The following is a 12,014-nucleotide window of genomic DNA, read 5'->3' on the forward strand; positions in this document are numbered from 1 at the left end:
AGTGGTGCCAGCGCTGTGGCCGGACCGACCGCTGCGGTGCCGATTAGCGCCGATCGGCGACCGATCCGATCGACGCCGAACCACCTGTCGGACCGATCGTCGTCGGCCGATTGCGGGAGCGGCCGCGGGTCGGCGTTCCGAATCCGTGAACGAATCGTTCGAAGAGTAGCCTGTTACCGTACGACACACCACTGGTAACCGATGCAACTACCGAACGACGCGACTGATTCACGCATTCCGAACGGCAGGTCGGCCGGGGGATGGCGCGATCGATCACTAGTGATAGACGGACAGAAATATCGCCAACACACGAGCAGTAGTGTAAAATATAACAGAATTCCCCAGTAATATTCCTCGGCCTGTGAAACGAACCACCAAACGATACCCGTCATCACGACCCGTCCACGCCCGTTCACACATTCCGAACGCTTATGCGTGGGTGCGGCGACGACTCGAACCATGACGGACGACGGCCCTCGCCCGGTCAAGACGACGAAAGCATCGATCGCGCTCGTTCGCGCGGTCCACGACAGCGACGGCGCGACGCTGAGCGAGTTGGCAGATCGCCTCGAGATGGCAAAGAGCACCGTCCACAACCACCTCCACACGCTGGTCGACGAGGGATTCCTCGTCCGCGACGGCGATACCTACCACATCGGGCTCCAGTTTCTCCCGTTCAGCGAGCACGCGCGCACCCGCAATCCGCTGTACGCACCGGCTCGACGGCGCGTCTATGCTCTGGCCGAACAGACGGGCAACGAAGCCGACTTCATCGTCGAAGAGAACGGCCGCGCCTACTCCCTCGAGTACGCGATCGGTGAGTCCTCTCGTGGGGGGCTGCCGGAATCGAGTCCGTTCCGGGCGGGCAACCGCTTTCACATGCACAACTGCGCCTCGGGAAAAGCCATGCTGGCCTCGATGCCCGAATCGCGCGTTCGAGAGATCGTCGACCGATGGGGGCTTCCTGGCACGACCGAACACACGATCACCGCGGAATCGGCCCTCTTCGACGAACTCGAGACGATCCGCGACCGCGGATACGCGACGAACGATGAGGAATTGATCGACGGCTACCGATCAATCGGCGCGTCGGTAACGAGCCCCGACGGCGACGTGATCGGCGCGTTCTCCATCGGCGGCCCGACCTACCGCATGGCCGTCGATGAGGCGACGACCGAGGAGATCGCACAACTACTGAGCGAGGAAATCGACGCGCTCGAGGCGGGCCTCTTCTGATCTGTTCTTACATACATATGTGTGTAATTGCTTCTCTAGGGAACGGGACACAGTATCGCCTCAGCCCGCCCCATCCGATAGACCGAGCGAAACACGGCGGCGTGCGCCGAGAGAAACAACTGGAGCGACGAGCAGCGGTCGACCACTGGTAACTGGCGTGTCGACCGCTGTTTACAGTGACGGTTCGTCTATGTTCGTGTAGACGGTCTTCGTCTGTCGATAGTGATCGAGCGCCTCCTCGCCTAAGTCCCGCCCCACGCCCGATTGCTTCACACCGCCGTAGGGCGCGTCCGGCAGGATCGGTCCGTACTCGTTTACGTACACGACGCCGGCCTCGAGATCGGCCGCGGCGTTGTGGGCGAGCGACGTCCGCTCGGTTCCGATGCCGGCAGCCAGTCCGTACTCGGTGTCGTTGGCCATCTCGATCGCCTCGTCGTACTCGCTGAACGATAACACCGTTTGCACCGGCCCGAAGATCTCCTCCCTCGCGATCCGCATTTCAGGTGTCACGTCGGTGAAGACGGTCGGCTCCACGTACCACCCGTCCTCGAGGTCGGGATCGTCGGGTCGACCCCCGCCGAATGCGAGCGTCGCGCCCTCCCGCTGCCCGGTATCGATGTACTCCGAGACGGTTTCGTACTGTGACGCGGTCGTCAGCGGCCCCAGCGTCGTCTCCGGATCGAGCGGATCGCCGATCACGTGCGATCGTGCAATCTCGAGGAATCGGTCGAGGAATTCGTCGTAGACGTCCTCGTGGACGATCGCCCGTGAGAACGCGTCACATATCTCCCCCGTACTGTAGAAGATGCCGTCGGCGACGGCGTTGGCGGCGCGGTCGAGATCCGCGTCCGGGAAGACGATAAACGGCGACTTGCTGCCGAGCTCGAGGGTTACCGGCGTCACGGTCTCGGCGGCGCGTTCCATCACTTGCCGGCCGACCGCGGAACTTCCGGTGAACGACACCTTCCGAATGCCGTCGTGGTCCGCGATCGCACCGCCGACACCGGCTCCCGATCCCGGAACGACGTTGATGACGCCGTCGGGGAAGATTGCCTTCGAGAGCTGTGCGATCCTGATCGTCGTCAGCGGCGTGGCTTTCGCCGGCTTGAGGACTGCCGTGTTTCCGGCGGCCAGCGCCGGTCCGAGTTTCCACGCCGCGACCCACGCCGGAAAGTTCCACGGAACGATCCCGCCGACGACGCCGAAGGGTTCGTGCCGGGTATAGAGGTGGACGTCCTCGCCGGTGGGGACGTGGGCGCCCCGCTGGGTGCGGGCAAGCGACGCGTAGTACTCGAGGGTCCGTATCATTCCCTCGACTTCTCCGCGTGCGTCGCCGATCGGCTTCCCGGTATCGAGCGACTCGAGGAGCGTGAGTTCCTCGAGGTGATCCGCTAAGACGCCGGCCCACTCTCGGATCGCGGCGGCGCGATCCGCAGGGCCGGCGGTACTCCACTCGTCGTCGAACGCGTCCCACGCGGCGTCGACCGCCGTATCCACGTCCGTAGACGTACACATCGCCACGTCCACGATCGGATCATCGGTAACGGGATCCCGCGGCGCGAACTGATCCGTGCCGGCGTACGTCTCACCGTCGATCCAGCCGGCGAACTCGAGATTAGCGGTCGCTCGCTCGTGGGCGTTCAGATGTCGGTCTCGGATGTCGCTCTCGATACCGTTAGCTCCCATAGTCACCCTCACTTCCGCGACGGTAGTAATAAATGTTAGCACGGAACATGGCCTTCGGCGAGCGAGTCGAATCGGAACAGCCGCCCACGGCGACGGTTCGTCCACTGAGCACAGTGTGGTCTAGGGGGGCGGGCCGGTCTACCGGTGACGAAACACGTCCCCTAGAGAGACTGATAGCTCGAGGGAGTTCGCCATCCGGTTCGTCTCCGGGGGAAGACCATCTCGAATCGATCATACTGCTGCAGTTTGGCCGCCGGAATCGCTGCGCAACTGCCGTTCGATACCGGCCAGTGCGAGGTCGAGCGTTATCGCGAGGACTGCGCCGACGAGCGCTCCTGCGAACACCTGCGACATGTCGAAGAGGTCGATGCCGCTGATCACCCACCGGCCCAGGCCACCGGCACCGATGAAAAAGGCGAGGTAGGCGGTCCCGACGTTGATGACCGTGCTCGTTCGAATGCCGGCGAAAATGACGGGAAACGCGATCGGAAGTTGGATGCGAACGAGCAGTTCGTTGTCCGTCATTCCCATCCCTCGCGCCGCATCGAGCGTGCTCTGCTCGATGCCGTCGATCCCCGCGATCGTGTTCGTCAGGATCGGGAGAAGCGCGTACACGAACAGCGCGACGACAGCCGGTCGAAACCCCAATCCGAGTATCGGGAACATGAGCGCGATCACGGCTAGCGACGGGATCGTCTGCGCGACGTTTCCCGCGGCCATGATCGGTTCCCGTGCGCGCTCGTATCTCACCGCGAGGACGCCGAGCGGCACCGCGATGGCGATGGCCGCCAGCTCGGAGACCAACACCAGCTTGAGATGCTGTACGAGCAGCCCGAGCGCCTGATCGGAGTTGGCGACGAGGTACCGGATTCCCTCGAGTACGGTCGTACTCACACCAGCCATGCTACGCGCCCTCCGTTCCGTCGCGGAAATGTGATCTGATTCCCGATTCCGTGATCACGCCGACGACCTCGCCATCCTCGACGACTGGCGACATACTGCGATCCGCCTCGAGCAGCGTGATAAACGACGATCGGAGATCCGTCGAGGGCGACGGCGGATCGGACAGTCGCTCGCCCCCGTCGGCGGCCGCAGCGGTTCCGCCCACATCGTCGAACTGATCGGCGTGTGCCTCGACCGGGTCCATGACATCGGAGACCGGCGTGATACTCAACTGTTTCAACAGCCTGTTCTCGCCGATAAAGTCCTCGACGAACTCCGTCGCCGGATTCGCGAGTATCTCGTGGGGCGTATCGTATTGGACGATCTCGCCGACATCGAAGATCGCGATCTTGTCACCCATCTTCAGCGCTTCGTTGATGCTGTGCGTGACGAAGATGATCGTCGTATTGATCCGGTCTTGGATCGCGAGGAACTCGTCTTGAAGGTCGTCCCGCGTGATCGGGTCGAGCGCGCCGAACGGTTCGTCCATGAGGAGGACGTCCGGATCCGCGGCGAGCGCTCGCGCGACCCCGACGCGTTGGCGCTGTCCGCCCGACAGTTCCGTGGGATACTGGTCGCGAAACTCCCGCGGGAGGGCCATGAGCTCGAGGAGTTCGTCGATACGGTCATCGATACGCGCTTCGTCCCAGCCTTTGAGTTCCGGGACGGTGGCGATGTTCTCGCCGACGGTCATGTGATCGAAGAGTCCGATCTCTTGGATGACGTATCCGATGTTGCGCCGCAGTTCGATCTCGTCGACCGAGCGGGTGTTCTCGCCGTCGAAGTAGACGGCTCCATCCGTCGGTTCCTCGAGTCGGTTGACCAGTCGCATCGTCGTCGTCTTTCCGCACCCGGAAGGACCGACGAGGACTGTCGTCGTTCCTTCTTCGACGGTGAAGCTGATGTCTTCGATCGCTGTCGTTCCGTCCGGGTAAACCTTCGTGACGCTATCGAATTCAATCATTGGTGGGTATTCCTGACTGAGAGGAGTGTGGTAAGAAACCGCGTTCCGAGTGCCTGATCGATCGTTTCGCCGTTCCGGAGGCGGAGGTACTGCTCGACGACGCCGAAGGTGTAGTCGACGGCGAGGGCCAGCAGCGACACGGCGATCGTTGCGACCACGATCATCGTGGTGTTACCGGTCCGAATGCCCTCGAAGATGTACTCTCCTAACCCGTCCGCGCCGACGTACGCGCCGACCGCTGCAACGCCGATGACGATAACGACGGCGTTGCGAACGCCCGCGAGGATCACCGGCATCGCGATCGGGAGTTGGATTCGGCGCAGGCGCTGCCGACGCGTCATGCCCAGTCCGCGGCCGGCGCTCAGCGTCGCCTCGTCGATTTTCGTCAGCCCGACGTACGTGTTCCGTATCACCGGCAGTTGGGAGTACAGGACGAGCGCGAAGATGACCGGCGGGCTCCCGATCCCGAGAAACGGAATGAGGAGGCCGAATAGGGCAAGACTCGGTATCGTCATCGCGATTCCTGCGAGCCACAGGATGACCGTTGCTGCGCGATCGTCGTAGGTAGTCGCCACGCCGAGTGTCACGGCGATCGGCACGGCGATCGCGATCGTATCCGCCGCGAGCAACGCGTGCTGTATCGTCAGGACGACCAGTTCGTCGAAATGTGTCGCGGCGAAGTCGACGTACTCCGCAACGAGCGCTGGCAGCATCGCGATCGGTGATGCGAGGAGTGTGGTCATCCGTTATATGAGCCCCTCCTCGCTGAGGTAGTCGCGTGCCACTTCCTGTGGATCCTGGTCCTCGATATCGACCCGCTCGTTGATTTCGATCATTTTCTCCTCGGAGTCCAGCGATTCCATCACCGCGTTCAGCGGCGCTTCGATCTCGGGGTACTCGTCCATGACATCTCCGTTCGCAAGCGGTGCCGGGTTGTACGCCGGGAAGAAATCCTGATCGTCGTCTAGCACCGTGAGATCGTACCGTTTGATCTGTGGGTTCGTGGTAAACACCATCCCGATGTCGGCTTCCTCCTCACCGAGTATCTGGTACGTGAGACTCGCGCCGACCTTCTGAACGGACAGGTCCTCGAGGGTGCTCTCGAACCCGTACGCCGCTGCGAGTCCCGGCCAGCCGTCGGACCGTTCCGCGAACTCGGACCCCAAAACCACCGAGACATCGGTGTTCCCCTCGTTCAGGTACTCGGCGAATTCGCTGATCGTCTCGAGACCGGTCTCCTCGGCCCACGACGGGCTCACGGCCAGTGCGTAGGTGTTGTCGAACGTCGCCCGCTGGAGGTACTCCAAGCCGTGTTCCTCCCGCATCTCTTCTTTCGCGCGTTCGTAGAGTTCTTCGGGGTCTCTGGGAACGTCGTCGTGGGTCGGCGGAATCGTCGCCCAGGCACCGCCCGTGTAGAGGAAGTAAAGGGCGATCTCGCCGCTTTTGACCGCCTCGAAGCACTGCATCGAGCCGCCGAGTGACGTCTCGTCGCCGATCGAGAGATCGGTATTCTCCCTGAGCGTTTCGTACCCCATGTATCCGAGGAGTTTCGCCTCGGACCACTGCATCGATCCGACGGCGATATCCTGTTCGCTACCGGTAATGACGCTACTACAACCGGCGATCGCGCCCGTCGTCACTGCAGTTGCGGCTGCAGCGCTCTGTCGTACCACGTCACGCCTTGTGCTAACCATACCCGAACACATTCCCTACCGGCTATTAAAATTTCGGGTTGAACATCATATCTCGAGTTACAGAGGTACGTGTCCGGATATCCAAACCACCACTTATTCGATTTCCATGAAAACGGGTCAGGACTGGACGCCGAACGAGTAGCGATTCGAGTTCGATCCCGTCACACCCCGACTCGTTCGAGCGTCTCACGGAAACGTCCGCTCCGAACGATGCCGGTTCGGCTTCCGTCCTCCGGAACAACATTTATCTAATATGTTACCGCTAGTAGTCGAGAAATGAGTAACAAAGCACAGAATCCGGTCAAAGCCCTCATCACGACGAACGAAGTAATCGAAGCGCTCGACGAACTCGACGGGGGACGGGTCACCGATATCGCCGCCCACATCGACCGACCGCAAAGCGTCGTCCACAATCATCTGACGACCCTGCAGCAACTCGAGTACGTCGTCAAATCCGGCAACGAATACGAACTGGGCCTGCGGTTCCTCGCGTTCGGTGAACGCGTCCGCCACCGGCTGGAACTCTACGAGATCGCGCGACCCGAAATTGAGCGGCTGGCGGACCGTACGGGGGAGTTGATCACGCTGCTGGTCGAAGAACACGGCCGGGGCGTCTATCTGGATATCGGCCAAGGCAGCAGCGATATTCAGTACCCCGCGATTCCGGGCAACCGGATCCACCTCCACTGCTCGGCCGTCGGCAAGGCGATCCTCGCGCAGCTCCCGGACGAAACCGTCGACGAGATACTCGATCGACACGGGCTCCCACCGCAGTCGTCACAGACCATCACCGAACGGGAGGAACTGTACCGCGAACTCGAGACGGTCCGAAAGAAAGGGCTCGCGTTCGATATGGAGGAGTTTCGGGACGGACTCCGATCGGTTGGCGCGCCGATTACGCGACGGGACGGCGGCGTGATCGGTGCGGTCAGCATCGCGGGGCCGGCACATCGGATGAAGGAGACGCGACTCAAACAGGAACTCCCCGAGGTGCTTCGGCAATCAGTAAACGTAATCGAATTGAATATAAATGATCCGGACGTGCGATGATATGACGACGTCGCTCGCTTACAGCGAAACGACGACGCTGCCGTTTTCGACGCGAACCGGGTGGGAAGGAAGCCGCGTTCCGTCCTTGGAGAGACAGTCTCCCGTCGGAATGTCGTACTCCCAGCCGTGCCACGGACAGTTGAGAACCTCGCCTTCCTTACACCAGTCCAGGGACACGGTCAGGTCGTCCCGTTCGAAGGTCGCCTCGGCCGTTCCGGTGACGCTGCCCTCACAGGCCGGCCCACCTTGGTGTGCACACCAGTTCGTATACGCGTGATAGTCGCCGTTGACCCTGAACAGCGCGATCTCTCTGCCTTCCACTTCGACGAGTTTTCGATCGCCGTCCTCGAGTTCGTCGACTGCTGCGATTGTGTGGTCCCCCATGGTTAGATATTCAGTCCGAACGCCTCGACCGGCGTCTCGTACAGCACCTTCCGTCGCTCTTCGGGCGTGAAGTAGTGCTGGAGGTACTTATCCATCTCCTCGAGGTGATCGAAGTCCCAGTGGGGGTAATCGGTCGCGAACATGAGCATGTCGGCACCGAGGGTTTCGATGAGCCGTTTCATGTCGTCCCCGTTGTTGGGTTCGCCCAACGGCTGGGACGCGACGTAGAACTGGTCGCGGACGTACTCCTCCGGCGACTGCTCTAAGAGCGGCACTTCGCTGCGTCGCATTCGGTAGATCTTGTTCATTCGATGCATCATGTACGGTACCCAGCCGATTCCGGCCTCCAAGAAGACGAAATTGAGGTCGGGGAATTTCGCGGGGACGCCCTCACCGAGGAGACTCGACATCGCCGCCATCTGTTGCCACGCGTGGCCGAGCGTCTGCACCTCGAAGTAGTTGTTGAACCCCTTGTTGTGGTGGGGAAAGTCGAACATGAACTCGTCGCCGTTTCCGTGAAACACGACCGAGAGATCGTTGTCCGCCGCGGCTTTGTATATCGGATCGTTCGACGGATCGCCGACCGGTGGGTATTCGCCGCTGGTGCCGATGTAGATGCCGACGATCTGATCTTCATCGGCGACGCGGTTGATCTCCGCGGCGGCTTCCTGCGGTTTCTGCGTGGCGATCGCCGCCAGCCCGAGGAAATCGTAATCGTCCAAGAAGACATCGAGCAGCAGATCGTTGTACGCCCGCATGAGGTTCACTGCAAGATCGGGCTGAGAGAACTTGCCGAGCGGTTCGAACGTATTGATGATCGGATACTCGATCTGGAAGTCGGCCTGGAACTGTTGAATGTCCTCCGGGTCAGTGAACGTCGAGAAGTGATCGTCGATCTTTCCGCCCATGCGCTGATCCCAACTGCTCGACGGAAACACGGGGTGGGGGGAGTCCGTGATGCTCGAGCGGTACGGCTCGTCGAGGTACTTCGCGATCCGTTCCTCGTCGACTGTAATGTGAACGTCGGTATCGACGACGGTCGTCTCCGCTACCGAGCCAGGGGTTGCCTGTGTCATACGTACACACAGAATCGTAGCGATCATATAAGGGTTATCCCCGAATGTCGATCGTTTCGTCGCTCCGAAGCGACTCGCACTCGAATCGTAGCATACGGCGGCAAAACGCGTCGGATTGGGTTTCAAACAGCTGTATTCCCGTCCGTTACCGCGTCGACATGGCCGATTCTGAATCACCGAACGGCTCGAACGGTTCGAGAGCCGGGAAAGTTTACAGAACTATGTGTGTAATCGGGTGAAGAACTCACACAGTACTCGGACTCCATCGGGTGGATAGGAAAATTCGGTAATACAGAATATCGCTTCCGCAGAAGGATTATATATTTCGGGGCTGTAGATGATCCCGATTCGAATGGCAGCTGATTCGCCGGAGTGGTGGCAGAAGAACGATGCGCTGAGAGCGGAGATGGGGTTACCACAGTACGTTCCGTCGCGATTTACCGACGGCACCTACGTCCACGAGGCCGTCGCGGAACTGGAGCGTACGCACGGCTGTGACATCCGACTATCCAGTCACAGCCCGAGTTACCCCAGCGAGTGGGCCGTCATCGTCGACGGGGCCGTCTGTCTGACCGTCGTCCGGCGACGCGACGCGAACGCGAACAATATCTACCAGATCTCCGCCGACGAGTTCAGACGGAGTATTCGAGAACTGGTGGACGATTGATACCGTTTCCTCTCGATGTACGTCGTCCGTCTGTATCGAACACAGTGTGAAACAACTATTATACGGAATTTTATATTAGATGTCGCCTCTCGAGGAGACAGCAGCTAAACGAAGGGCACACAGCTGCAAGTCGAGCGAAACGGTTCGAGGCCGATCCGAGTAGCTGTTACTCCTCGGGGGCGACGCTCTCGCGGATCCGATCGGTGATTTCCTCGCGTGAGGGACGTCGCTCGGGGTCGGTCGTGTCGGAGAGTCGCATCACGACGAGATCGAGCAGGTTCAGCCGGCCCAACAGCTCCCGGGTCCGACGGCGATCGAGGCCCAATTGTCGGTGGACGTCGTACAGCGTCATCGACGACTCGACCGCGTCTATCAGTTCGGTGCCCGTGACGGTATCCGGGAGGCCGATCCCGTCGGTGACGAGCGGTTTGTCCGACTCGGAGTCGACCGGAGCGTCCGACTCAACCGATCGATCAGTCGACGCGTCCGGGGCGCTCGACGACGGGTTAGGTGGTTGGTCCGCTGTCTCGTCGGAGTCGGCCGCCGAATCCGCTGCTTCCGATTCGTCCGCAAGCGCCTGTTGGCCCTCCTCGCTTCCGGCGGTCGTCTCGTAACTCGCCGGTTCGTGAACACCGGCGTCGATCATGTATCGACGAACCGTCTCGGACGCGATATCCATCTCGAGGGCGTCGGCCATCGCTTCGAACGTGTCGAGCGAATCGTACAGACACTGCAAGTACTCGGTATCCTCGTAGGGCGGCAGTTCGTCGTTCCGCGCAGCCTCGAGCGACCGTTCGATCTCGGTGTCGATCGGAGTCTCGGGTTCGTCCTCGGCTTTCGACTCCGGATCGGAGGACCGTTCGGTCTCGTCTTCGTGCGTCGGACGTCGATCCAGCGCATCGAAAAGGGTCGCTGCTTCGGTCGAGGGCTCCGATGGGAGCGACGCCACGTGCAGTCGATCTGCAAACGTCATCGTGGGCTCCGTCTCGGAACTCGAGCCGGAACCGGAGTTGACAGCAGCCGTCGACGCAGTCGATACCTCGGCTGCTTCCGTTTCCGTGTCCGGAGCGAATTCCAGCGTGATCGTCACGAGGACGGTGCCATCGGCGGTGACCCGAGCGGCATCGGTCGTACTCGAGACACTATCGGGCGCGTACTCCGCGATCGTTGCTGCGACCGATTGCGAAAACTCGAGCTGTAGCTCGCCGTCGACCCCGAGTGAGGCCGCTCGAGGCGTCGGTTCGGACCCAGTCTGTGCGTCCCCGGTCGGACACAACGGGACGGCAACATCGATCGAAACGTGCAGTTCGTCACCGCCGTCTCGCCCGTGAACCGTTGCGTCGACCCGATGAATCGCTCCCTCGTTCGACTCGTACCGCCGGAGTACCTGTGAGAGGACATCAAACGAGGTACTTACACTCATGACTCAGCATACCATTCCACGTATCATGAGACTGCGTGACAAATAATAAACCCCTTCAAATAAACCGTGTCGGAATCACTGGTTGCGACCGCTGAAGCACAACATGTGAAATTAAAAACACTCTATGGATGGATTAGTCGAAAATTGTACTTGAAGTCACCGAGTCAAGACGGGGACGTGATGCGCTCGATGGGTACTGTGTTCCTCGACGACATCGATAATCCCGAGTCGTTCAACGAAGCGTATAGTACGTTAGCCGGCAGTAGTATCAATTCCATATACAACTCGGATTCTCGAGTTGATTGGTATTAAGAGCGCACGAGCGGACCGGTAACCCGGACAACAGTCAATAGATGCGAACCAGACGGGTCAAAGTGCGATCGATGAGCAGTAGATTGACCCAATACGCATTGTAAACGGCTGTATAGCGATTATGTGCTCGATATCTCTGTATTTCGGTCGAGCAGTTTCGGTTTATCGTAGCCACTGAAACGATTCACACACTGATCGCGACGCAGCCGTGCGATTCGGTGTGCAATGACTTTCAGTAGCTACGATACCGCGAGCGGCAGTACGTATCACAAGAGTCCTAGATAAATCGACGGAATGAGACGGTCTTGCTTGTCCGTATTGCTCGTTGATTCGACTCATGAACTATTACCGAAGTTCATTGGCACGATTCCGGTTCCGAGCCGGAAACTATGGTTATCGGAACGCGACAGACATATATCTCAAAATATGTATCGATGGTTCCCTCATTTACCAAATAATTATAGCACGCTACTTCGGATCGGTGGCCGAGATCGACGTCAGTGGATGATTCGCTCGCACTCACCAATATTTACTCGAGGGCGTCGACGGTGCCGGACGAGCCGCTCGGACGGGAGCAGAA

Annotated in this window: 11 protein-coding genes; 3 read left to right on the forward strand and 8 right to left on the reverse strand. The window is 60.2% G+C overall.

Features of this window, described 5'->3' with window-relative positions; all coding sequences use genetic code 11:
• The first annotated feature begins 459 nt into the window (after nt 1-459).
• Nucleotides 460-1,236, forward strand: a complete 777-nt coding sequence (locus tag C489_RS18990; RefSeq protein WP_006432991.1) for an IclR family transcriptional regulator — start codon at nt 460-462, stop codon at nt 1,234-1,236.
• Nucleotides 1,237-1,407: 171 nt separating this feature from the next.
• On the opposite strand, the gene C489_RS18995 is transcribed toward C489_RS18990, so the two are convergent.
• The 5 genes from C489_RS18995 to C489_RS19015 form a co-directional block, all read right to left on the reverse strand.
• Nucleotides 1,408-2,922 (reverse strand): aldehyde dehydrogenase family protein, encoded by a 1,515-nt coding sequence (locus tag C489_RS18995; RefSeq protein ID WP_006432992.1) that lies wholly within the window; start codon nt 2,920-2,922, stop codon nt 1,408-1,410.
• Nucleotides 2,923-3,153: 231 nt separating this feature from the next.
• On the reverse strand, nt 3,154-3,825 hold the full coding sequence (locus C489_RS19000) for an ABC transporter permease (protein ID WP_006432993.1): 672 nt from the start codon (nt 3,823-3,825) through the stop codon (nt 3,154-3,156).
• A 1-nt stretch (nt 3,826) separates the two neighbouring features.
• Nucleotides 3,827-4,828 (reverse strand): ABC transporter ATP-binding protein, encoded by a 1,002-nt coding sequence (locus tag C489_RS19005; RefSeq protein WP_006432994.1) that lies wholly within the window; start codon nt 4,826-4,828, stop codon nt 3,827-3,829.
• Nucleotides 4,825-5,571: an ABC transporter permease gene (locus tag C489_RS19010; RefSeq protein ID WP_006432995.1), complete on the reverse strand. Its 747-nt coding sequence runs from the start codon at nt 5,569-5,571 to the stop codon at nt 4,825-4,827. Before C489_RS19010 ends, C489_RS19005 begins: the two co-directional genes overlap by 4 nt.
• A 3-nt stretch (nt 5,572-5,574) precedes the next feature.
• Nucleotides 5,575-6,522 carry a glycine betaine ABC transporter substrate-binding protein gene (locus tag C489_RS19015; RefSeq protein WP_049891102.1) on the reverse strand — a complete coding sequence of 316 codons (948 nt, stop codon included), beginning with the start codon at nt 6,520-6,522 and terminating at the stop codon, nt 5,575-5,577.
• 276 nt (nt 6,523-6,798) lie between these two features.
• On the opposite strand from C489_RS19015, the gene C489_RS19020 reads away from it, so the two are divergent.
• Entirely contained in the window at nt 6,799-7,572 is a 774-nt protein-coding gene (locus tag C489_RS19020; protein WP_006432997.1) for an IclR family transcriptional regulator, read from the forward strand.
• Nucleotides 7,573-7,590: 18 nt separating this feature from the next.
• On the opposite strand, the gene C489_RS19025 is transcribed toward C489_RS19020, so the two are convergent.
• Both C489_RS19025 and C489_RS19030 read right to left on the reverse strand, forming a co-directional pair.
• On the reverse strand, nt 7,591-7,956 hold the full coding sequence (locus tag C489_RS19025) for a Rieske (2Fe-2S) protein (RefSeq protein WP_006432998.1): 366 nt from the start codon (nt 7,954-7,956) through the stop codon (nt 7,591-7,593).
• 2 nt (nt 7,957-7,958) lie between these two features.
• A complete protein-coding gene (locus C489_RS19030) occupies nt 7,959-9,032 on the reverse strand; it encodes an amidohydrolase family protein (RefSeq protein WP_006432999.1) in 1,074 nt (357 codons plus the stop codon).
• 352 nt (nt 9,033-9,384) lie between these two features.
• Between C489_RS19030 and C489_RS19035 the strand changes: the two genes are divergently transcribed.
• Complete coding sequence (locus tag C489_RS19035; RefSeq protein WP_152423199.1) at nt 9,385-9,699, forward strand: hypothetical protein; 315 nt, start codon at nt 9,385-9,387, stop codon at nt 9,697-9,699.
• A 166-nt stretch (nt 9,700-9,865) separates the two neighbouring features.
• Here the strand turns inward: C489_RS19035 and C489_RS19040 are convergent, their stop codons facing one another.
• A complete protein-coding gene (locus C489_RS19040) occupies nt 9,866-11,122 on the reverse strand; it encodes a prolipoprotein diacylglyceryl transferase (protein WP_006433001.1) in 1,257 nt (418 codons plus the stop codon).
• Nucleotides 11,123-12,014: the final 892 nt, after the last annotated feature.

The organism is Natrinema versiforme JCM 10478 (genome assembly GCF_000337195.1).
Lineage (GTDB): Archaea > Halobacteriota > Halobacteria > Halobacteriales > Natrialbaceae > Natrinema > Natrinema versiforme.

Bases quoted from the DNA above. Each gene is read 5' to 3' on its own strand.
- C489_RS19020 (WP_006432997.1), top strand. From the start codon at position 6,799: ATGAGTAACAAAGCACAGAATCCGGTCAAAGCCCTCATCACGACGAAC.
- C489_RS18990 (WP_006432991.1), top strand. From the start codon at position 460: ATGACGGACGACGGCCCTCGCCCGGTCAAGACGACGAAAGCATCGATC.
- C489_RS19010 (WP_006432995.1), bottom strand. From the start codon at position 5,571: ATGACCACACTCCTCGCATCACCGATCGCGATGCTGCCAGCGCTCGTT.
- C489_RS19000 (WP_006432993.1), bottom strand. From the start codon at position 3,825: ATGGCTGGTGTGAGTACGACCGTACTCGAGGGAATCCGGTACCTCGTC.
- C489_RS18995 (WP_006432992.1), bottom strand. From the start codon at position 2,922: ATGGGAGCTAACGGTATCGAGAGCGACATCCGAGACCGACATCTGAAC.
- C489_RS19035 (WP_152423199.1), top strand. From the start codon at position 9,385: ATGGCAGCTGATTCGCCGGAGTGGTGGCAGAAGAACGATGCGCTGAGA.
- C489_RS19015 (WP_049891102.1), bottom strand. From the start codon at position 6,522: ATGGTTAGCACAAGGCGTGACGTGGTACGACAGAGCGCTGCAGCCGCA.
- C489_RS19025 (WP_006432998.1), bottom strand. From the start codon at position 7,956: ATGGGGGACCACACAATCGCAGCAGTCGACGAACTCGAGGACGGCGAT.
- C489_RS19030 (WP_006432999.1), bottom strand. From the start codon at position 9,032: ATGACACAGGCAACCCCTGGCTCGGTAGCGGAGACGACCGTCGTCGAT.
- C489_RS19040 (WP_006433001.1), bottom strand. From the start codon at position 11,122: ATGAGTGTAAGTACCTCGTTTGATGTCCTCTCACAGGTACTCCGGCGG.
- C489_RS19005 (WP_006432994.1), bottom strand. From the start codon at position 4,828: ATGATTGAATTCGATAGCGTCACGAAGGTTTACCCGGACGGAACGACA.